The sequence below is a fragment of the Microbacterium invictum genome (genome assembly GCF_034421375.1).
Lineage (GTDB): Bacteria > Actinomycetota > Actinomycetes > Actinomycetales > Microbacteriaceae > Microbacterium > Microbacterium invictum_A.
In genome coordinates this window covers 999188-1020476 of record NZ_CP139779.1, presented here as the reverse complement: position 1 = coordinate 1020476, position 21289 = coordinate 999188, and the positions used below count along the sequence as shown (strand labels likewise).

Genomic DNA, 21289 nt, shown 5'->3' with positions numbered 1-21289 from the left:
GGTCAGTCGCCTGCGAGGACGAGGTGGGCGATCTGCGCGACCTCGGCGCGACAGCGCTGCTCGCGCTCCTCGTCGTCGAGGCCGGCCATCACTGCGCGGACGAGCGTGGACTCCCAGGAGGAGATGAACAGCCGTGCCGCGTCGGCAGCGGGGACCCGGAACCGCACCCCGGTGGACCGACCGATGTCGTCGATGATGCGGGCGACGCTGGAATGCATCTCGTCCTGCTGGCGGAGGAAGCCCTCGGCGAAGCGCGGGTTGCGCAGCGCGTGCATGCGGATCTCGCTCATGAGCAGCACGCCCAGCCGGTCCTCGGCAGGGCCGTCCAAGACCCGCTGCACCACCGCCTGGATCGCGTCGGTCGTCACCTCGAGGTGACCGCCGTCTTCGAGCTCCGCCACGCGCACCGCCACAGCGCCGATGCGCGCCTCCCACACGCGTGCCGCCAGCTCGAGGAAGAGCTCTTCCTTGCTGTCGAAGTTGGAGTAGAACGCACCGCGCGTGAAGCCCGCCCGCTCGCACACGGCCTCGACCGAGGCGGCATCCAGACCCGATTCGGCGAAGACCTCCGCGGCGGCGTCGAGCAGTCGCTGACGGGTGGCATCGCGGCGGCGGGCCGGCGTGGTGCTCGTCGTCATCGGTTCTCCTTCGACTTTCACGGGAACTCCCCAGACTGGCGCCCGGGGCGCGCTTTACGATACACCTGTGTATTGGATACAGCGCTGTATCGATATCTGATCCCCGTTTCCAGGAGGCGCCGTGTCCACACTGCTCTACGCACTCGGACGTTGGTCGTACCGCCGCCCGTGGAAGGTGCTGGTCACCTGGGTGCTGCTCCTCGTCCTCGCCGGCGGCGGCGCGGCCCTGTTCTCGCAGGGCACCGACAACTCCTTCTCGATTCCCGGCACCGAGGCGCAGGAGGGGCTCGAGGAGCTGAACCGCACCTTCCCGCAGGTGAGCGGGACGAGCGCCCAGCTCGTGGTGGTCGCCGCCGACGGCGACCAGATCGACGACGAGGCGTATCGCACGGCGATCGACGACGCGGTGGCGGAGTTCACCGATCTCGACGACGTCATCGCCGTCACCGACCCCTACGACGACACCATCAGCGGCCTTCTCTCCGATGACGGCACCGCCGCCATCATCCGCATGCAGTTCGAGGGTCAGGCGACGGAGATCTCGGATGAGACCGTCTCGTCGGCCGAGGCGATCGCCGATGATCTCGCCGAGGCGCTTCCCGCGGGGTCGCAGGCAGCTCTCGGTGGCGACCTGTTCTCCACCGCGGTCCCGGCGCTGACGATCATCGAGGCGATCGGGGTGCTCATCGCCCTGTTCGTGCTGATGATCACGTTCCGTTCGATCGCGGTGGCGTGGTTCCCCCTGATCAGCGCCATCATCGGCGTGGGGCTCGCCGTGGCGCTCATCTTCGTCGCCACCGTCTTCACCACGATCTCGTCGACGACGCCGCTGTTGGCGGTGATGCTCGGGCTCGCGGTCGGCATCGACTACTCCCTCTTCATCGTCGCCCGACATCAGGACCAGGTGCGGGCAGGCATGGAGCCCGAGGAGTCGGCGGCGCGGGCCACCGGCACGGCCGGGTCGGCGGTCGTCTTCGCCGGGGTGACGGTACTGATCGCCCTGATCGGGCTCTCGTTCGCCGGCATCCCGTTCCTCACCACGATGGGGATCGCCGCCGCCGTGGCCGTCGCCATCGCCGTGGTGGTCGCCCTCACCCTCACCCCCGCCTTCCTCGGCTTCGCCAAGGGGCGAGTGGTCGGGTGGAAGCGGCGGCGCGCGCCGAAGGCGGTGAAGGCGGATGGGGCGAAGCGGCCGAACCGCTGGGTGATGCTCGTCACGCGGCGCCCCCTGGTCACCACCATCGCGGTCGTCGCCCTGCTCGGGGCGGCGGCGATCCCCGCCGCGAGCCTCACCCTCGCCCTTCCGAACGCCGGAATGCAGAGCGAGGAGAGCGAAGCGCGTCAGGCGTACGACCTCGTCGCCGAGAAGTTCGGGCCGGGGGCCAACGGGCCCCTCATCATGACCGGCACCATCGTGACCTCCACCGATCCGCTCGGGCTCATGGACGACCTCGCGGCCGAGATCGAGCAGGTACCGGGGGTCGCGGAGGTGGCCCTGGCCACCCCCAACGAGACCGCCGACACCGGCATCATCCAGATCGTCCCCGAGACCGCGCCCGACGATCCCGCCACCGCCGACCTCGTCCGGGAGCTCCGCGCACAGCACGATCGGCTCCTCGACGAGTACGGGGTGGATCTGAAGGTGACCGGCTTCACCGCCGTCGCCATCGACATCTCCGACCGACTCGGCGAGGCGCTGCTCCCCTTCGGCATCTTCGTCGTCGGGCTCTCCCTCATCCTCCTGATGATCGTCTTCCGCTCCATCTGGGTGCCGCTGAAGGCCGCCGCCGGTTACCTTCTCTCGGTCGCCGCGGGCTTCGGCGCCGTGGCTGCGGTGTTCGAGTGGGGCTGGTTCGCCGACCTGCTCCACGTCTCGCGCACCGGCCCCGTCATCAGCTTCATGCCGATCATCCTCATGGGTGTGCTGTTCGGACTCGCGATGGACTACGAGGTCTTCCTCGTCTCGCGCATGCGCGAGGACTTCGTCCACGCCCGCCGGCGCCTCGGGCGCACTCCGTCGCGCGACGAGCTCCGGGCGATCGCGGTGGGTGCGGTGCGCTCGGGCTTCACCGCGTCCGCCCGTGTCGTGACGGCGGCGGCGGTGATCATGTTCGCCGTGTTCGCGGCGTTCGTCCCCGAGGGCGACACGTCGATCAAGCCCATCGCCCTCGGGCTCGCGGTCGGCATCGCCGTCGACGCGTTCCTCGTGCGCATGACCCTCGTTCCCGCGGTGATGACCCTCCTCGGCGAGCGCGCGTGGTGGTTCCCCCGCTTCCTCGACAGGATGCTGCCGCACTTCGACATCGAGGGTGAGGCCGTCGAGCGCGAGATCGCCCTCGAGGACTGGCCCGAGCGCGACACCACCGCCGCGGTCGTCGCCGACGGCGTCGGGGTCGGCGGCGACGCCGGGGGCGAGCGCGGCGACGACGTCGTGTTCACCGGCGCGTCGTTCCGGGTCGAGCCGGGAGCTACTTTGATCGTCACCTCGGACGACGCGCGCGCCGCGCGCGGACTGCTCCTCACGATCGCCGGGCGGCTCGCGCCGACCGACGGCCGCATCAAGGTCGAGGGGCACCTCTTGCCCGAGCGCGCAGCCTGGGTGCGCCCGCGCGTGGGCGTGGCCCTGCTCCACAACAACGACGACCCCGCGGGCGAGCTCCGCGAGGCCTTCGACGGCGGAAGCCGGGTGGTCGTCGTCGATGCGCTGGACTCGATCGAGACCCAGTCGCTGGCGGCGCGCGACCAGACGATGGCCGTGCTGCGGCAGAGCGGCGAGGTCACCCTCATCGTCTCCGCCAGCGACGCCGCCTTCGCCGAGCGCGCGCTCGCCGAGGCCGGACGCACCGGAGCCACGGTGCTGTCGGTGAGCGGCCCGCCCGCGGCATCCGTTCTGTCCCGCTCATCCCGTTCTTCGCGCTCCGACGTTGCAGCGTCTTCGACCTCCCCCTTCGATGAGGTGTTCTCATGACCCTTCCCCTCGAACGCGCGCGCAGCCCGAAGCCGGTGACCTGGCTGACGATCCTCGGCGTGCTGCTGCTGCCGGTGATCGTCGGCGGCATCCTCGTCGCTGCCCTGTACAACCCCACCGAGCGGCTCGATCAGCTGAACGCCGCCATCGTGAACGAGGACGAGCCCGTCGAGATCGACGGTCAGACCGTTCCACTCGGCCGCCAGCTGAGCGCCGGGCTCGTCGAGGGGTCGGATGACCTCGAGAGCAACCTCACCTGGACGATCTCGAACGAGGATGACGCGGCCGAAGGCCTCGCCGACGGCACGTACGCCGCGGTCGTGACGATCCCGTCGAACTTCTCGGCCGCCGCGACCTCGACCCAGCCGGGCGAGACGCCCGAGCAGGCGACGATCGAGGTGACGACGCCGCCCGACAGCCGCGTGGTCGACGACGCGATCACCGCGCAGGTGACGACCACCGCCGCCTCGCTCGTGGGGCAGCAGCTGTCGGAGACCTACCTCGAGAACGTCTTCCTCGGGTTCACGACGCTCGGCGAGCAGCTCGGCGAGGCGGCGACCGGCGCCGACCAGCTCGCCGACGGGGCGGGCCAGCTCGCCGACGGCGCCTCGCAGGCGGCCGACGGCGCGGCAGAGCTGCCCGGCGGCATCTCGCAGCTCGGGTCGGGGGCGTCGCAGCTCGCGACCGGCGCGACGGGTCTGTCGCAGGGCGCTTCGGCGCTGCAGAGCGGTCTGGTCCAGATCGGCGGCGGCATCGGCGGCGCAGCCGACGGTGCGCGGCAGATCTCGGGGGGATTGCGCGGCGGGGCCGACCAGCTGGAGCGGGACGGGCTGGTGCCGGCGCAGGTGTCGGGCTTCGCGGACGTCGCGGCCGCGTCGACCGTGACCGTGGCCACCGAGGTCGGCGGCGCCGCGCAGACGCTCGGCGGCCTGGCCCAGAGTGCCGGAGCGCTCTCGGGCACGCTCGCGGGTCTGAGTGCCGACTGCGCGGCGTCGGGGGCGAGCCCGGAGTACTGCGAGCGCGTCGCTGCGGCCGCGGTGGACGGCGGAGCGGTGGCGAGCGGCGTCGGTGCGTCGGCGGCTGAGGTCGGGGGGATCGCGCAGGGGTCGGCGACGCAGGCGGCGACCGATGCCGGGACTGTTCCGGTGGTGCTCGAGCGGTTCAACACCGAGGCGACCGCGCAGTTCGTCGGACAGTTCCGCCAGACCGCCGACGGCGTCGACTCGCTCGCGTCGGGTCTCGATCAGCTCGAGGCCGGGACGAACCAGTCGGCGACGGGCGCGGGCCAGCTCGCATCGGGGGCGACCCAGATCGGCACCGGCGCGGGTGCGCTCGCGAGCGGCGCCGGCCAGGCCGCTGAGGGCGCGCAGTCGCTCGCCGACGGCGTGCAAGGGCTCAGCGACGGCGCAGCCGAGGTCGCCGACGGCACGACGAGCCTCGCCGACGGACTCGCGACCGCGACCGACGAGATCCCGACCTACACCGACGCCGAGGCGACCGACCTCGCCACGGTGGTGGCCGACCCCGTCGCGGCGGAGGGTGTGGGTGAGAACCTGTTCGGCGCCTCGGCGATCCCGCTCCTGTCGACCCTCGCGCTGTGGTTCGGCGGGCTCGGGACGTTTGTGGCGCTGCAGGCGGTGTCGCGGCGAGCGCTCACCTCGCGAGCGCCGTCGGCCCTGCTGGCGCTGCGCGGATTCCTGCCCGTAGCCGTCATCGGCGCGGTGCAGGGTGTGCTGATCGCCGGGATCGTGCAGCTCGCGGCCTCGTACACGTGGGGCGAGTGGACGGTCTACGCCGCCGTCTGCGTGGTCGCCGGCGTCGCCTTCGCCGCGGTCAACCAGGCGCTCGTCGCAGTGTTCGGCGGTGTAGGCCGGTGGATCTCGGCGCTCGTGGGTGTGCTCGTCGTCGCGACCGGCGTCGTCTCGACCGTGCCGGGAGCGCTGAGCTCGCTCGCGTCGCTGCTGCCGACCGCCCCGGCGTATCAGGGGATGCTCGCCGCCCTCACGGCGGCGGACGGCCTCGGTGCGGGGCTCGGCGGTCTCGCGGTGTGGACCATCCTCGCGCTCCTCGCCACGGTCGTGGCGGTCACCCGTCGCCGGACGGTGTCGGCCCGGTCGCTGAAGGCCGCGCCCGCGCCGGCCTGACCCGGGGCGAATCAGCCCCTCGCCCCTCGCCGACCCGTGAACCCTCTGACATCCCCCGCCCTCCCCGCACCGCGCACGGTCAAGACACACGGGCCCGCGCCGGCCTGACCCGCCCCGCATCGCACGCGAGCCTCCTCGGTCCTGCCCGCGATCCGTCAAAGAACGCGGCCCGGCCCACCCCGGACCGCATTTTCTGACGGGTCGCGCATGCGGCCCACCCGCCGCCCGCCCGAACTCCTGCTCTCGGGCCGGCCGACCCCCCGTTTGGTGCGCGATCCGTCAAAGAATGCTGGCCCGAGCCACCCCGGACCGCACTTTCTGACGGATCGCGCGTGCGGCGCGACTCGCGCGCGACGCCGCGGCGGTCAGCTCAGGCCGCTGTAGGCGTGCAGCCCCTTGAAGAACATGTTCACGATGGTGAAGTTGAACAGCACCGCGGCGAAGCCGATGATCGACAGCCACGCCGACCGCGAGCCGCGCCAGCCGCGCGTCGCGCGGGCGTGGATGTACCCGGCGTAGAGCACCCAGATGACAAAGGTCCAGACTTCCTTGGTGTCGAAGCCCCAGTAGCGGCCCCACGCGTCGTTGGCCCAGATCGCCCCGGCGATGAGGGTGAACGTCCAGAACATGAAGCCGATGATGGTGAATCGGTAGGCGAGGGACTCCAGCGCCTCCGACCGCGGCAGGGTGCGGAGGAACCCGGGCCCTTTCGCCTTCGCCTCACGCCGCGACTGCATGAGCTGCAGCACCGACAGCCCGAACGCCAGCGCGAACAGCGCTGTCGCGAGCGAGGCGACGAAGACGTGGATGACCAGCCAGACGCTCTTGAGCGGATCCATGAGCGGCACGATCTCGACGTAGAACGCCAGCGTCGCCCCGCCGAGGAGGAGCACCGTGAGCCCGGTGATGAGCGAGCCAAGGAACCGCAGATCCGACCGCACAAGCGCGGCGAGGTAGACGGCGATGATGAGGAGCGTCCCGGTGAGGGCGAACTCGTACATATTCGACCACGGCACCCGCTCGGCGGCGATGCCGCGCGTGACGGTCGCCCCCAGGTGGAAGAGGAACCCCAGCACCGTCAGCACGGTGCCGAGCCGAGCCCACACCAGGCGGGGCTTCTTCGCGCCCTCGGCCTGCGTCCACGACACCGAATCGGAACCGGATGCCACGGGGCCGGCGCCCCGCGCCGACGTTGTCGATCCGCCGGCGGCAGCCCCGACGAGCTCGCGCGCTTCGGCGCGGACGGCGCCGCTCGCGGCATCCCGCTCCTCGATCGCCGACGCCGAACGACGGGCGAGATCGATCGCGTAGGCGACGAAGGCGAGCGCGTAGATCGCGATGGCGGTCCAGACGAGCAGAACCGAGACAGAATCGAGCGTCAGGGCGGCGTCGGGCATGGATCCCAGTCTACGCGCGGGCGTCAGCGCCGAGCCGGGGTTGGTTCGCCGTCGTGACATCCCGCCCGCCTCGCCGCCCTGGACTCCTCCGCGGAGAAATCCGCGCTCGCGACGAGTCACCCTCCGGTGCGCGGCGGCTTCGCCCGAAGGGGGTTGGTCGGCGGGACTGAGCCCCGTCGCCGAGCGAGTGCACCCTCGCGAGCACGGAGTGCACCCTCGCGGGGAGCGAGGTGCACCCTCGCGGGCAGGGTGGGGCGGGGACCCAGCCGCGGGCTAGACGCGCTCGCGGAGCACGCCGTCCACGGCGGAGCCATGCCGCTCGGCCAGCTGATCCACCGCGGTCGCGAGGCCCGGGTCTTCCCCGCGGGCGAGTCCGGCGTACTCGAGCTTCACGGCTCCCTCACCGCCACCGTGGTCGCCCGACGGTGTCGCCCGCACCCACATCCGGCGCCGGGGCACGAAAAGTCCTGCGAGGAGTCCGGCCATGGCGAGCACCGAGAACGCCAGGACCCAGGGCGCGCCGACGTCGCGGTGCACCGACAGCGAGACGTAGCGCTTCACCGACTCGTCGTATCCCTGCGCGCCCTCGGTCGCCTCGTCCTCGAAGGTGATCGTCCCCCGTCCACCGGGGAGGTCGGCGGAGTCGCCGGGGGCGAGCTGGATCGAGTCGACGCCGGTGTCGCCGCCGGTCAGCCGCTCCATGTCACCGGTGTCGAGCGCGTATACCGATCGGGGAATGCCGCCGTCGATCCCGAGGTCGCCCTCGTAGACGTCGAGCGAGACGACCGGGTTGATGAGCGCCGGATAGGCCGAGGTGAACGCCCCGGTGTCGAGCGGCGCCTCGGTGGGGTAGAAGAAGCCGACCAGGCCGAGCTGCTCCGACAGTCCGTCGGGGATCTTCACCACGCCGAGCGAGGTCATGTTCGTGTCCTGCGGCAGGAAGGGCACCGCCTCGGAGAAGACCACCTCGCCCGCGGGATCGCGCACGGTGATGGTCGGCGCGTACCCGTTCCCCATGAGGTAGATGCGGTCGCCGGCGAGTTCGAGCGGAGCGTTGACGCGCACCACACCCTCCTGCGGCGCCTCTCCCGCGAGCTGCGTCGTGAGGTTGGCGGCGAAGTCGCCCGCTTGACCTGCGCCGTTGGAGCCGACCGGCTGGTAGGTCACCTCGAAGTCCTCGAGCGTCATCGAGTAGGGCACGAGCTGCTCTTCATCAACGAAGCGGCCGGGGTTGAACGAGGAGTAGTCCAGCAGCGAGTTGACCCAGGTGCGCCCCTCGATGATCACGCTCTGACCGGTGTAGGTGAAGCCGCCGCCGATCCCCACCGCGAGCAGAACGCCGACGAGCGCGCCGTGGAAGAGCAGATTGCCGGTCTCGCGCAGGTACCCCCGTTCGGCCGACACCGACAGCCCGTCGTCGTATCGCTCGACGCGGTAGCCGGCTCGGCGCAGCTGATCGTGTGCGAGGTCGATCGCGAGGCGCGCGTCATCTGCGGCATCCTCCGGCGGCACCGGCACGACCCGCTCGCGATGGTCGTCCAGCCGCGCCAGCCGCGCGGGTGTGCGGGGCGGGCGCGCACGCAACGCCTTCCAGTGGTGCCTCGTGCGCGGGATCACGCACCCGATCAGCGAGATGAACAGCAGGATGTAGATCGCCGAGAACCACGGCGAGATGTAGACGTCGAACAGGCTGAGGTTGTCGAGCACCGGCGCCAGGTCGGGGTTGTCCGTGAACCACTGCGTGACGCCGTTGGGGTCGGCGCTCCGCTGCGGGAAGATCGAACCCGGCACCGCGGCGATCGCGAGGAGCAGCAGCAGCACGAGCGCCGTGCGCATCGACGTCAGCTGACGCCACGCCCAGCGCAGCCATCCGACGAGTCCGAGCGCGGGCTGGTCGGGTGCGGATGATCCGGAGTCGGCGTGGTCCGAGGGCCGCAGCGGATCCGCGGCCACACCGGCACCCGCACCGGCGCCGGCGTCAGAGCGGGAGCGGGACACTGAGGAACACCCCCTGCAGTTGCGCCATGATGGCCGTCCACACTCCGGTGACCATCAGCAGGCCGAGGATCACCAGCAGGGCGCCGCCGATGAGGTTGACGGTGCGGATGTGCCGGCGAAGGAACGCCACCGATCGCGCCGCCCAGCCGAAGCCGAGGGCGAGCAGGATGAACGGGATGCCGAGGCCGAGCGAATATGCCAGCCCGAGCATGCCGGCGCGCACGGGGTCGCCGAAGTTCCACGACATCGCCAGGATCGCACTCAGCGTGGGGCCGATGCAGGGCGCCCAGCCGATGCCGAGCGCAAGACCGAGAAGCGGCGCACCGACCAGACCCAGGCTGCTGCGGATCTGCGGGCGCGCGATCCGCTGGGCGAACCCGAAGACCCCGATGAACACCAGGCCGAGGAGGATGACCACGACGCCGAGCACCCGCGTGATGACGTCGGTGTACTCGAGGAAGAACCGCCCGAGGGTGCCGCCGAAGATGTTGATCGCCATGAACACGACGGTGAACCCGGCGATGAAGAGCAGGGTGCCGAGCACCAGGCGTCCGCGACCAGCCTGCGTGCCCCCGGCATCCTCGGCGCCGGCCGCCGCACCCGTCTCCGCGCGCGGAGAATCGGCCGAGGCGCGTACGCCCGACGCCGAATCGTCCGCGTCCGGGCCGATCGTCCGCGCGCCGGCCGGCGCGGGAGCACGCGCGGTGACCGGGCGGGGCGCCACGGCACCGCCGATGAACCCGAGATACCCCGGCACGAGCGGCAGCACGCACGGCGAGAGGAACGACACCAGCCCTGCGGCGACCGCGATCGGCAGCGCCAGCCACAGGGCACCGTCGGCGATCAGCGCGGTGACGTTCACGCCGACCCCGCCAGCTCGCCCACGATGGTGTCGAGCACCGAGGCGTCTTCGAGCTGCCCGATGATGCGCGCGGCGACCCGGCCCTCGCGGTCGAGCACGAGCGTGGTCGGCGTGGCGTTCAGGGGCGTCCGCTCGGCGAAGGCGAGCTTGATCGAGCCGTCCTCCACGGCGAGCGCGCTGGGGTAGGTGACCCCGTACGTCTCGGCGAACGCCAGCGACGCCTGCGCCGAGTCGTAGGTGTTCACCCCGAGGAACGACACTCCGTCGTCGGCGTACTCCTGATTGACCTCTTCGAGGAACGGCGCCTCCACCCGGCACGGCGCGCACGCGGCGTACCAGAAGTTCACCACCAGCACCTCGCCGGCGTAGTCGGCTTCGGTGACCGTCGAGCCGTCGTCGAGCACGCCCGAGAACGCCACCGGCTCACCGCGGTCGGCCTCGGGGATCTCGACGACCCGGAAGTCGCCGGCGATGAAGCCCGTGTTCGCCCCCTCGCGATACTGCTCGGCGAGCGGGTCGTTCGAGCATGCGGCGAGCCCGCCCACCAATGCGAGAGTGAGAAGAGCGGATGCCGCGGCTCGGCCACGCCGCGCGAGCGAGGTCATATCGCGCCCTCGTCGCGGGCGCCGGCCAGACTCGCCGGCTCGACGTAGCCCACCTCGGTCCACTTCTGCTTCACCATCTCGAAGCTCGTCACGCTCGACAGCGCGCAGCGGCGCTCGCGGGGATCGTGCCGCGAGGGAAGACCCGCCACAGCGAGGTGGGTGACCCAGATCGGCAGCTGATGCGAGACGATCACCACGTCGCCACCGTCCACGGCGTCCCAGGCTTCGGACATCGCGGCGTTCATCCGCGCGATCACCTCGTTGTACGGCTCGCCCCAGCTCGGCAGGGCGGGGCGGCGCAGATGGCGCCAGTTCCACGGGTTCAGCAGAGCCCGGAACATCCGCTTGCCTTCGAACACGTTCGTCGGCTCGATCACGCGCTCGTCGACGATGGGCTCGAGTCCGAACGCCTCGGTGAACGGCTCGGCCGACTCGCGGGTGCGCTGCAGCGGCGAGCACACCAGGCGGCTCACCCCGCGCCCGGTCTCGCGGACGTATTCGGCCGCCTCACGCGTCATCCGTCGCCCATCGGCGCTCAACCCGTAACCGGGGAGACGGCCGTAGAGCACGCGACGGGGGTTGTCGACCTCCCCGTGACGCACGAGATGGAGGCGGTCTGCGGGCACCTCTCCAGTCTATGGGCCCGGTTCTGAGGGGCCGCTGAGCGCGAGGCTCTCAGCCGCCGTTCGGGGAGTCCTCGGCGCGCTCACGACGCTCGGCGGTCAGAGCGCGGATACGGACCACGAGGAACCACGCCACGGCGACGACGATGGCGACGATCACGATGTACTGCAGGATCTCGGCGTACTGCTCCACGACCGGCCACGCCTCGCCCAGGAAGTAGCCCGAGAGAACGAAGATCGTGTTCCAGATCGCGCTTCCCGCCGCCGTGAGCAGCCCGAACTGCCACAGCGGCATCCGCGTGATCCCCGCCGGGATGGAGATGAAGCTGCGGAACAGCGGGAGCATCCGCCCGAAGAACACCGCCTTGGCGCCGTGGCGGTGGAACCAGGCGACGGTTCTGTCGATGTCTTCGCCCTTCATCAGCGGCATCCACTCCGCGATGCGGCGGAGGCGCACGATCCCGAGCCACGCGCCGAGCCCGTAGAGCACGAACGCGCCGACGATCGATCCGAGCGTGGTCCAGATGAGCGCCTCGGCGAGCGTGAACGACCCCCGGCTGGCGGTCAGGCCGGCCAGAGGAAGGATGATCTCACTGGGGAGGGGAGGGAACAGGTTCTCCAGCGCGATGCCGATGCCGGCCCCGACCGGGCCGATCACCTCCATCAGGGACACGGTCCAGTCGATGAGCCCGCCCAGCCATGAACCGTCACTTCCCGAAGCCATCCCCCCAGGCTAGGCGGTGCAGGTTACGGGCACCTGTGCGGCACCCACCGGAATTGTTTCGGGTTATCCCCCACCACCCCGGCCCAGGGGCGCCGGACGCCGCGGACTAGACTCGACCCTCGTGAGTGAACGCGTGCTGGTGGAACAACTGCAGGGTCGCGCCGACGGGCCGGTCACCGTCTCGGGCTGGGTCGAGACCGTCCGAGACCAGAAGAAGGTGCAGTTCGTCATTCTGCGCGATGAGACCGGGGCGGTTCAGCTGGTCAATCCCGCCACGCGGCCCACGGAGGAGCCGTCGGACCAGGATGCCGCGGCGCTGGCTCTCACCGAGACGATCTCCGGGCTCGCGACCGGCACCTTCCTGACCGTGCAGGGCGAACTCAAGCACGACGAGCGTGTGAAGCTCGGCGGGGTCGAGGTGAAGATCGCCTCGCTCGAGATCGCCGCCGCCGCCCTCCCCGAGACGCCGATCGCGGCTGACAGCGGCATGGACAAGCGCATGGACTGGCGCTTCCTCGACCTTCGTCAGCGCCGGAACAACCTCATCTTCCGGGTGCAGACCACCCTCGAGCACGCGATGCGCTCGTACTGGGTGGAGCGCGACTACATCGAGATCCACTCCCCCAAGCTCATGGCGAGCCCGTCCGAGTCCCGCGCCGAGCTCTTCCAGCTCGAGTACTTCGGCGACCAGACCGCCTACCTGGCGCAGAGCCCGCAGCACTTCAAGCAGATGGCGCAGGCCGCCGGCTTCGGCAAGGTGTTCGAGATCGCCGACGCGTTCCGCGCCGACCCGTCCTTCACCAGCCGTCATGCCACCGAGTTCACCTCGATCGACGCCGAGATCAGCTGGATCGACTCGCACGAAGACGTCGCGGCCATGCAGGAGCAGCTCCTGGCCACCGCCATCGCCGCGGTGAAGGACAAGCACGGCGAAGAGATCCGCGACCTGTTCGGCATCGAGGTCGAGGTGCCGGCGGTGCCGTTCCCCCGCATCCCGCTCGCCGAGGCCCGCGGGATCGTCGCCGCCCGCGGCTACGAGATCCCCCGCGCCGACGGCGACCTCGACCCCGAGGGCGAGCGCCAGCTGTCGGCGCACGTGAAGGAGACTTTCGGCCACGACTTCGTGTTCGTCACCGACTACCACGCCGAGATCCGGCCGTTCTACCACATGCGCGACGAGGAGACGGGGCTCACCAAGAGCTACGACCTGCTGTATCGCGGCACCGAGATCACCACGGGCGCGCAGCGCGAGCACCGCGTCGAGGTGCTCGAGAAGCAGGCGGTGGAGAAGGGCCTCGAGCTCGAGGGCCTCGAGCACTACCTCGACTTCTTCCGGTACGGCGTGCCCCCGCACGGCGGCTTCGGCATGGGCCTCGCGCGCGTGCTGATGCTGCTGCTCGGAGAGTCGTCGATCCGCGAGGTGACGTTCCTGTTCCGGGGCCCGACGCGCCTCGCGCCGTAGCACGGGTTTCGGGAAAAATGCGGGGCAGGGCCCCTTGCGCGCCTCCCGAGGTGCCCGCCATGCTGTGCGCGGGATAGGGAGGCTCTTCCTTATCCCCTGATCAGATGGGGGATCACATGAGTCGACGTAGACTCCGCACCCGGGCCGCCCTGGCCCTTTTGACAGCCGCCGCGGCCGTCGTCGCCGTTTCGGCGGCCGGCGCTCCGGCAACGGCCGCCCCGCAGGCGACGGTCGTCGCCAGCGGACTGGACAACCCGAGGCAGCTCTCGATCGGTGCCGGCGGCACGGTGTACGTCGCCGAGGCGGGAACCGGCGGCGACGGTCCGTGCCTGGTCAATCCGGAGGACCCCGAGGGATCGGTCTGCCTCGGAGACACGGGCGCCGTCACGCAGATTCAGCGCGGGACGCAGACTCGCGTCATCACGGGCCTCGCCTCGCTCGCCGGCCCTGACGGCTCGGCCGCCTCCGGTCCGTCGGCTGTGAGCGTCCGCGGCAACAACGTCGCGGTGCTGATGGGGCTCGGCGCGAACGGTGCCGCCCGCGCGACCCTCGGCCCCGACGGCGCCGAACTCGGCACGATCCTGACCGGCCGCCTCGGGCAGTCACTGTCAATCACCGAGGACGTGACCGCGTACGAGGATGCGAACAACCCCGACGGCGGCGCCATCGACTCCAACCCGAACGGTTTCGCCGACGTCAACAGCAAGCGCTGGGTCGTGGCGGACGCCGGCGCGAACGCGATCATCGAGATCGGTGGCAATCTTCCCGATCGCACGATCGCCGTGCTTCCCCCGGCCTTCGGTCCGCCGCCGGGAGGCGGCGACCCGATTCCCGCCGAATCGGTGCCGACGAACGTCGTCAAGGGTCCCGACGGGGCGTACTACGTCTCCGAGCTGCTCGGTTTCCCGTTCCCGGTCGGTGAGTCGCGCATCTGGCGCGTCGTGCCCGGGCAGGAGCCGTCGGTGTACGCGACCGGTCTGAGCAACGTCACGAGTCTCGCCTGGCAGAACCAGACGCTCTACGCCGTGCAGTTCAACGACGGCAGCTTCCTCGAGAGCGAGGCGCCGATCGGATCGCTGCGTCAGGTCGTGCCGGGCAGCGAGAGCCACCCCGCAGTGCTGTCCGGGCTGTTCGCGCCTTACGGCGTGGCGATCTCCGGCAAGACCGCCTACGTCAGCACGGGCTCCGTCCTGCCCGGAGGCGGCGAGGTGCTCGCGGTGTCGCTCCGCTGACACAGTCCGTCACTCCCCCGGCACCGGGGATTCACCTGCGCTAGGGCCGCCCGTAACCGGGCGGCCCTAGCGTCCTCTCGTCCCCCCGCACCGCGCGTTTCGGCGCGACACCGCGGCGCGCTCACCCGAGAGGAACAACCCCATGTCACGCACCCCTCGCCCAGCGGCGCGCACGCTCGCCGTCCTGGCCTTGGCCACCGCCGCCGCGGTCACCCTCGCCGGTTGCGGCGGAGCCGCCTCCGGCTCCGGCGACGCCTCGTCCGACTCCGGCGTCGACGCCGCCACCGCGACCAGCCTGGAAGACTTCGGCACACTCGAAGACCTCGAGGAGGCCGCCCGGGCCGAGGGCCAGCTGAACGTCATCGCCCTCCCCCGCGACTGGGCGAACTACGGCGAGATCATCGACCTCTTCACGGAGCGTTACCCCGAGATCACCGTCAACGAGCAGTCCCCCGACGCCTCCAGCGCCGAAGAGATCCAGGCCGCCGAGACCAACCAGGGTCTCGACACCGCACCCGACGTGTTCGACCTCGGCCTCACCGTGGCGCTGCAGAGCACCGACTACTTCGCCCCTTACCAGGTGCAGACCTGGGACGACATCCCCGACGAGCTGAAGCACCCTGACGGCCTGTTCGTCGGCGACTACGGCGGCTACATGTCGGTCGGCTACGACTCGGCGCGCTTCCCCGCCCCCGAGAGCATCGAAGACCTCCTCGGCGACGACTACCGGGGCTCGGTGGCCCTGAACGGCGACCCGACCCAGGCCGGCGCCGCCTTCGCCGCCGTGGGCCTTGCGACCGTGCAGACCGGTGGCGACCTCGATGACTTCCAGCCCGGCATCGACTTCTTCTCCGAGCTCAACGCCGCAGGCAATCTGCTGAAGCTCGACGTCACCTCGGCGACCGTCGCCAGCGGCGAGACCCCGGTCGTGTTCGACTGGGACTACCTCAACGCCGCCCACGCCGCCGACAACCCCGACTGGGAGGTCGTCGTCTTCCCCGGCACCGGGTACGCCGGGTACTACAACTAGGCGATCAACAAGGATGCTCCGAACCCCGCCGCCGCGCGGCTGTGGCAGGAGTTCCTCTACAGCGACGAGGTGCAGAACCTCTGGCTGAAGGGCGGCGCCCGCCCGGTGCGCATGGACGCGATGATCGAGGCCGGAACGATCGACGAGGAGCTCGCGGCGGCCCTGCCCGAGGCCCCCGCAGACACCGTCGTGCCGACGGAGGAGCAGAGCGCGGCGGCCGGCGAGCTGCTCGGCCAGGAGTGGGCAGCGGCGGTCCAGTGACCCAGGCCCCCGCTCACGCCGGGGAAGCCCCCGACGACGTGACACGCGCTGCCGCGCCGGAGCCCCAGGTTCCGGCGCGGCAGCGCCGCGTCCCGCGCAGCGCCACGGTCCGCGAGTGGTCGTGGCTGGGGCTGACCCCGTTCGCCCTCTACGTGCTGCTCTTCCTCGCCCTCCCCACCGTCCTCGCCATCGCGTCGGGGCTCTTCGACGGCGACGGCGCGTTCACCCTGGCGAACATCGCCGCCCTCGGCGACCCCGTGATCGTCACCACGTTCGTGAACTCGACGTGGATCTCCCTCCTCACCGCCGTCGTCGGCGCGGTCGTGGGCGCGGCGGTCTGCTACGCGATGCTGGGCCTCCCTGACACGGGAATCGTCCGCACGACGGTGGACGCGGCATCCGGAGTGCTGGCCCAGTTCGGCGGCGTCATGCTCGCCTTCGCGATGATCGCGACGATCGGCACGCAGGGGATCGTCACCCGGTTCCTCCGCGACACCCTCGGCATCGACATCTTCGCCGGGGGCGCGTGGATCTACGCGCTCCCCGGGCTCATCCCCGCCTACCTCGTCTTCCAGATCCCGCTCATGGTCATCACGTTCATGCCCGCTCTCGCCGCTCTCCGGCCGCAGTGGTTCGAGGCGCACCTCACCCTCGGCGGCACGCGCGGCGAGTTCTGGCGCCACGTCGGGTTCCCCGTACTCGCCCCGTCCTTCCTCGCGAGCCTGCTGCTGCTGTTCGCCAACGCGTTCTCGTCCTACGCCACCGCTGCGGCGCTCGCGAGCCAAGGGTCGCAGATCGTGCCGCTGCAGATCCGCGCCGCCCTCACGAGCGAGACCGTGCTCGGCCGCGAGAACCTCGCGGGCGCCCTCGCGTTCGGCATGATCGTGGTCGTCGCCGTCGTCATGTGGCTGTACTCCCTCATCCAGCGGCGGACGGCGAGGTGGCAGGCATGAGAGGCATCGCCCCCTCCCCTCTCGTCCGAGGGATCATCGGCGTCGTCGTCGGGTTCGTCTTCGCCGTGCCCTTCGTGGCCACGTTCCTGTTCACGCTGTCCTCACCCGCCGGCGGGGCGTACACCTTCGAGCGCTGGCTGTCGGTCTTCGACCCGGCGAACGCGTCGCGCTACGCGCCGATCTGGACGGGCCTGGGCAATTCGCTCCTCCTCGCGGGAGTGACGGTGCTGATCGTGCTGGTCCTCTTCACCCCGACGATGGTGCTCGTGGCGCTGAGGTTCCCGAAGCTCAGGCGCGGCTTCGAGTTCCTCGCCCTCCTCCCCATCACCATCCCCGCCATCGTGCTCGTCGTGGGGCTCGCCCCGATCTACCTGCAGATCGGCCGCACCCTCGGCACCGGCGCGTGGACCCTCGCCTTCGCGTACGGCATCCTCGTCCTGCCTTTCACGTACCGCTCGATCCAGGCCTCCATCGACGCCGTCGACGTGAAGACCCTGGCCGAGGCGGCACGAACGCTCGGCGCCGGATGGTTCACTGTGCTCGTCCGCGTGATCGCGCCGAACCTGCGGCAGGGACTGCTCGCAGCATCCCTCATCTCGGTGGCGGTCGTCCTCGGCGAGTTCACGATCGCGTCCCTGCTGAACCGGCAGGTGCTGCAGACGGGGCTCGTCGTCATCAACAGGCAGGATGCCTACGCCGCGGCCATCTTCACCCTGCTCGCCCTCGCGTTCGCGTTCGTGCTGCTGCTCGTCATCGGGCGTGCCGGACGGGTGGGCTCCGCCGTCTCTCCCCGCCCCACCTCCCCCCGCCGCACGCTTCGAAGGAACCGCTCGTGACGACCTCCGACATCACCCCTCGCACCCTCCCGGCCACCGCCGACAACGCCCTTCTCGCCGAAGCCGGCACCGGCACCCGCGTCGAGCTGCGCACCGTGGTGAAGGACTACGGCGCCACCCGGGTGCTGCACGGGGTCGACCTCGACATCGCACCCGGGGAGTTCGTCTCCCTCCTCGGCCCGTCGGGATGCGGCAAGACCACGGCGCTCCGGGTGCTGGCGGGGCTCGAACGCGCGACCGAGGGCCGCATCCTGCTCGGCGGCAGCGACGTGTCATCCGTCCCCACCAACAGGCGCGACATCGGCATGGTGTTCCAGTCGTACTCGCTCTTCCCACACCTCCGGGCCCTCGAGAACACCGCGTTCGGGCTGCGCCGACGGGGGGTGGGGAAGAAGGATGCCGCGGCGCGCGCTGCCGACGCGCTCGATCTCGTGGGGCTCGGGCATCTGGCTGACCGTTTCCCCCATCAGCTCTCGGGCGGCCAGCAGCAGCGCGTGGCCCTCGCCCGTGCCCTCGTCACCGAGCCGCGGGTGCTGCTGCTGGACGAGCCGCTGTCGGCCCTGGACGCGAAGGTTCGAGTGCAGCTGCGGGACGAGATCCGCCGCATCCAGCTGCGCCTGGGCATCACCACGGTCTTCGTCACCCACGATCAGGAGGAGGCCCTGGCAGTCTCCGACCGCATCGCGGTGATGAACGCCGGTCGCATCGAGCAGATCGGCACCCCTGAAGACCTCTACCTCCGGCCGGCGACGGCCTACGTCGCGGCCTTCGTGGGGGTGTCGAGCGTTGTCCCCGGCACGATCGTCGGAGAGACGGTGGAGGTGTGGGGCATCCCCCTGCCCCGTCGCACCGCCGAGGGGGTCGCACCCGTCACGGGCGAGGTCGAGGTGTTCCTGCGTCCCGAGAACGTCCGGCTCGCGGGCGCCGGCGATGCGGGTGTCGACGCAGTGGTACAGGAGAGCACCTTCCTCGGCAGCTCCCGTCGCACCCTCGTCCACACCGCCGACGGATCGCTCGTGCAGGTGCAGCATCCGGTGTCCGAGCGGGTCGAGTTCGGCGATCGGGTGCGCATCGCGCTCGCACCCGAGCCCGTGGTCGTGCGAGCACGCGACTGACGCGCGGCCGGCGATCACGGCGCGCGATCCACCGGAGCCTGGTCACTCGATGAGAGGGTCGCATCGGCGGGTCGCCTAAGGTGGTCGTTCCGCCGATCCCCCGAACGGAGGACCCCCCATGTGGCAGGAATGGCTTCAGTTCGCGATCGCCATCGCCATCGCCGTGGTCGGAGCCGTCGCGCTCGCCCTGATTGTCACCGGCGCGATGCGCCTGTTCGTGCGCAAGCGCCAGTGGCCCGCATCCCTCATCACCCGCGCCCGCCGGCCGTTCCGCGCGTTCGTGCTCGTGATCGGGCTGTGGGTCGCGATCGCGGTGACCTTCCCCGACCCGTCGTGGCTCCCGGCGCTGAACCAGGCGATGACGATCCTCACGATCGTCGTCGGGGCATGGCTCGTCGGGGCGATGGTGCTCTTCCTCTCCGACCTCGCCCTCGGGCGGTACCGCATCGACGTGCCCGACAACCGCGTCGCGCGGCGGATCCGCACCCAGACGCTGATCCTCCGGCGCCTCGCGATCGCGATCATCGTGGTGCTCGCCGGCGGAGCGATCCTGCTGACCTTCCCCGAGGTGCGGGCCGTCGGCGCGAGCGTGCTGGCCTCCGCCGGCATCGCCTCGGTGATCGCCGGCCTTGCCGCCCAGTCGGTGCTGGCGAATATGTTCGCGGGCATCCAACTCGTCTTCAGCGAGGCGCTCCGGGTCGATGACGTCGTCGTCGTCGAGGGCGAATGGGGACGCGTGGGCGAGATCACCCTCAGCTACGTGGTGCTCGACCTCTGGGACGAGCGACGCCTGGTGCTGCCGTGCACCTACTTCACCACGACGCCGTTCGAGAACTGGACGCGCGATGGCAGTGCCATCCTCGGAGCGGTCGAACTCGACGTGGACTGGCGGGTGTCGCCGTCGAAGATGCGCGACCAGCTGACCCGCATCCTCGCCGACACCGACCTCTGGGACGGCCGCACCGCGGTGCTGCAGGTCACCGACGCCGTCGCCGGGTACGTGCGGGTGCGCGTCCTCGTCTCGGCCGTCGACGCGCCGACCCTGTTCGACCTGCGCTGCTCGGTGCGCGAGTCGATGGTCACCTGGATGCAGCGGACGATGCCTGCCGCGCTCCCCACCCAGCGGGTGCTCCTCACCGAGGCGAGCGGCGAGATCGCAGAGCCCGAGGAACCGCGTCCCGACACCGGCGGGCTGTTCACCGGCAGCGCCGAGGCCGTCGAGCGCGCGAGCGCGTTCACCCAGGCCATCCCCGTCGTCGGCGGCGCCGGGGGTGGTGAGGGCGAGGAGACCCGGTCGAGCTGAGGGTCAGGACTGCTTGGCTTCGCGCAGCGCCGTACCCAGACGGTCGGCCGAGACACGCCAGTACGTGTGAAGCCGGCCGTCGATGAGGACGACCGGGATCTTCTCCCACCACTCGGCGTGCAGGGCCGGGTCGTCGACGATCGAGCGATGCTCGACGACGACCTCGTCCTCGGGGAAGTCGGCGACCACGGCCTCGACGACGCCCTGGGCGACGTCGCACAGGTGGCAGTCGGGCTTGCCGATGACGGTGAGCGTGGTCACATGCGCTATTTTACGGCGGTGCCGGGGGGCGGGGGCGGCGCGGGGCGAAGCCGGCGGCGCGGGCGGAGAGAACGGCGCGGTCCGATGCCGCAGGGCGGCGTCAGCGCTCGAGCGGGAACCCGGCCTCGGCCCACGCCATGGTGCCGCCCTCGACGTTGGTGGCGTCGTAGCCGCGCGCCTCGAGCGCCTCGACCACGCGCGCCGAACGCCCACCGAGAGCGCAGACCACGCGGAACGGCCCCTCGGGCAGCTCGCCGATCCGCTCGCCGAGGGTCGACATCGGCAGGCTGATCGCGCCGGGGACGCGACCCTCGGCGTACTCGTGCTCCTCGCGGACGTCGACGAGGGGAAGGTCGGGGTTCTGCTGCAGTTCCTGGACGGTGATCGTCTTCATGATTCCTCCGAGCGGCGGACGGCGCCACGAACACGAAGCGCCCGTCCATCGGACAGGCGCTCGGTGTCGGTGCCGCCTACTTCTTGTTGCGGCGCTGGTGGCGAGTCTTGCGAAGCAGCTTGCGGTGCTTCTTCTTCGCCATGCGCTTGCGGCGCTTCTTGATGACTGAACCCACGGAAAACCTCACTATGTCGGGGTCTGATCGCACGGGCGTGCGCGATCGGGAACGGGCAAAAGCGGAAAATGCCTCGGGTCAGTCTAGCCGACGTCGGCGATGGGCCGCTGCAGGGCCTCCGTCACCGCCGATTCGGGCACCCGATAGCTGCGTCCGAACCGGACCGCGGGCAGCTCGCCGGCGTGCACGAGGCGGTACACCGTCATCTTCGACACCCGCATGAGCTCAGCCACCTCGGCGACGGTCAGGAAGCGGACATCCGGCAAATCAGCCACGGTGCCCCCTTCCGGCGCTCGGGTCTCTTCTGC

19 protein-coding genes and 1 pseudogene are annotated in these 21289 nt (G+C 70.8%); 9 read left to right on the top strand and 11 right to left on the bottom strand.

The window, feature by feature from the left end; genetic code table 11:
• Positions 1 to 2: 2 nt before the first annotated feature.
• Entirely contained in the window at positions 3 to 638 is a 636-nt protein-coding gene (locus T9R20_RS04885; protein ID WP_322411424.1) for a helix-turn-helix domain-containing protein, read from the bottom strand.
• A 121-nt stretch (positions 639 to 759) separates the two neighbouring features.
• On the opposite strand from T9R20_RS04885, the gene T9R20_RS04880 reads away from it, so the two are divergent.
• Together T9R20_RS04880 and T9R20_RS04875 are read left to right on the top strand one after the other, a co-directional pair.
• Positions 760 to 3606, top strand: a complete 2847-nt coding sequence (locus tag T9R20_RS04880) for an MMPL family transporter (protein WP_322411423.1) — start codon at positions 760 to 762, stop codon at positions 3604 to 3606.
• Positions 3603 to 5750, top strand: coding sequence for a YhgE/Pip family protein (locus tag T9R20_RS04875; protein WP_322411422.1), 2148 nt, complete (start codon positions 3603 to 3605; stop codon positions 5748 to 5750). Before T9R20_RS04880 ends, T9R20_RS04875 begins: the two co-directional genes overlap by 4 nt.
• A gap of 365 nt (positions 5751 to 6115) precedes the next feature.
• Here T9R20_RS04875 and ccsB read toward each other — a convergent pair whose 3' ends face one another.
• The 6 genes from ccsB to T9R20_RS04845 form a co-directional block, all read right to left on the bottom strand.
• The gene (ccsB, locus tag T9R20_RS04870; RefSeq protein WP_322411421.1) at positions 6116 to 7147 is read right to left on the bottom strand and encodes a c-type cytochrome biogenesis protein CcsB; all 1032 of its coding nucleotides are present in this window, start codon (positions 7145 to 7147) and stop codon (positions 6116 to 6118) included.
• Positions 7148 to 7420: 273 nt separating this feature from the next.
• On the bottom strand, positions 7421 to 9145 hold the full coding sequence (resB, locus tag T9R20_RS04865) for a cytochrome c biogenesis protein ResB (protein ID WP_416182944.1): 1725 nt from the start codon (positions 9143 to 9145) through the stop codon (positions 7421 to 7423).
• Positions 9126 to 10007: a cytochrome c biogenesis CcdA family protein gene (locus T9R20_RS04860; protein WP_322411419.1), complete on the bottom strand. Its 882-nt coding sequence runs from the start codon at positions 10005 to 10007 to the stop codon at positions 9126 to 9128. Before T9R20_RS04860 ends, resB begins: the two co-directional genes overlap by 20 nt.
• The gene (locus T9R20_RS04855) at positions 10004 to 10612 is read right to left on the bottom strand and encodes a TlpA disulfide reductase family protein (RefSeq protein ID WP_322411418.1); all 609 of its coding nucleotides are present in this window, start codon (positions 10610 to 10612) and stop codon (positions 10004 to 10006) included. Before T9R20_RS04855 ends, T9R20_RS04860 begins: the two co-directional genes overlap by 4 nt.
• On the bottom strand, positions 10609 to 11238 hold the full coding sequence (locus tag T9R20_RS04850; RefSeq protein ID WP_322411417.1) for a histidine phosphatase family protein: 630 nt from the start codon (positions 11236 to 11238) through the stop codon (positions 10609 to 10611). The genes T9R20_RS04855 and T9R20_RS04850 overlap by 4 nt, the downstream gene beginning before the upstream one ends.
• A 49-nt stretch (positions 11239 to 11287) precedes the next feature.
• Positions 11288 to 11959: a DedA family protein gene (locus T9R20_RS04845; protein WP_322411416.1), complete on the bottom strand. Its 672-nt coding sequence runs from the start codon at positions 11957 to 11959 to the stop codon at positions 11288 to 11290.
• 121 nt (positions 11960 to 12080) lie between these two features.
• Between T9R20_RS04845 and aspS the strand changes: the two genes are divergently transcribed.
• The 7 genes and pseudogenes from aspS (at position 12081) to T9R20_RS04810 (ending at position 20151) form a co-directional block, all read left to right on the top strand.
• Complete coding sequence (gene aspS, locus T9R20_RS04840) at positions 12081 to 13421, top strand: aspartate--tRNA(Asn) ligase (RefSeq protein WP_322411415.1); 1341 nt, start codon at positions 12081 to 12083, stop codon at positions 13419 to 13421.
• 116 nt (positions 13422 to 13537) lie between these two features.
• A complete protein-coding gene (locus T9R20_RS04835; protein WP_322411414.1) occupies positions 13538 to 14653 on the top strand; it encodes a ScyD/ScyE family protein in 1116 nt (371 codons plus the stop codon).
• A gap of 142 nt (positions 14654 to 14795) precedes the next feature.
• Positions 14796 to 15944: pseudogene (locus T9R20_RS04830) on the top strand (ABC transporter substrate-binding protein).
• Between the two features lie 38 nt (positions 15945 to 15982).
• The gene (locus T9R20_RS04825; RefSeq protein WP_416182943.1) at positions 15983 to 16897 is read left to right on the top strand and encodes an ABC transporter permease; all 915 of its coding nucleotides are present in this window, start codon (positions 15983 to 15985) and stop codon (positions 16895 to 16897) included.
• Positions 16894 to 17733 carry an ABC transporter permease gene (locus T9R20_RS04820; RefSeq protein ID WP_322411413.1) on the top strand — a complete coding sequence of 280 codons (840 nt, stop codon included), beginning with the start codon at positions 16894 to 16896 and terminating at the stop codon, positions 17731 to 17733. Before T9R20_RS04825 ends, T9R20_RS04820 begins: the two co-directional genes overlap by 4 nt.
• Entirely contained in the window at positions 17730 to 18848 is a 1119-nt protein-coding gene (locus tag T9R20_RS04815; protein ID WP_322411412.1) for an ABC transporter ATP-binding protein, read from the top strand. Before T9R20_RS04820 ends, T9R20_RS04815 begins: the two co-directional genes overlap by 4 nt.
• A gap of 118 nt (positions 18849 to 18966) precedes the next feature.
• On the top strand, positions 18967 to 20151 hold the full coding sequence (locus T9R20_RS04810; protein WP_322411411.1) for a mechanosensitive ion channel family protein: 1185 nt from the start codon (positions 18967 to 18969) through the stop codon (positions 20149 to 20151).
• 3 nt (positions 20152 to 20154) lie between these two features.
• Here T9R20_RS04810 and T9R20_RS04805 read toward each other — a convergent pair whose 3' ends face one another.
• The 4 genes from T9R20_RS04805 to T9R20_RS04790 all read right to left on the bottom strand — a co-directional run bounded on the left by T9R20_RS04805 (position 20155) and on the right by T9R20_RS04790 (position 21256).
• Positions 20155 to 20412, bottom strand: a complete 258-nt coding sequence (locus T9R20_RS04805) for a glutaredoxin family protein (protein WP_322411410.1) — start codon at positions 20410 to 20412, stop codon at positions 20155 to 20157.
• A 100-nt stretch (positions 20413 to 20512) separates the two neighbouring features.
• Positions 20513 to 20806: a rhodanese-like domain-containing protein gene (locus tag T9R20_RS04800; RefSeq protein ID WP_322411409.1), complete on the bottom strand. Its 294-nt coding sequence runs from the start codon at positions 20804 to 20806 to the stop codon at positions 20513 to 20515.
• 76 nt (positions 20807 to 20882) lie between these two features.
• Positions 20883 to 20981, bottom strand: coding sequence for a 30S ribosomal protein bS22 (locus tag T9R20_RS04795; protein WP_003792170.1), 99 nt, complete (start codon positions 20979 to 20981; stop codon positions 20883 to 20885).
• An 83-nt stretch (positions 20982 to 21064) separates the two neighbouring features.
• Complete coding sequence (locus tag T9R20_RS04790; protein WP_124294081.1) at positions 21065 to 21256, bottom strand: helix-turn-helix domain-containing protein; 192 nt, start codon at positions 21254 to 21256, stop codon at positions 21065 to 21067.
• Between the last annotated feature and the right edge of the window lie 33 nt (positions 21257 to 21289).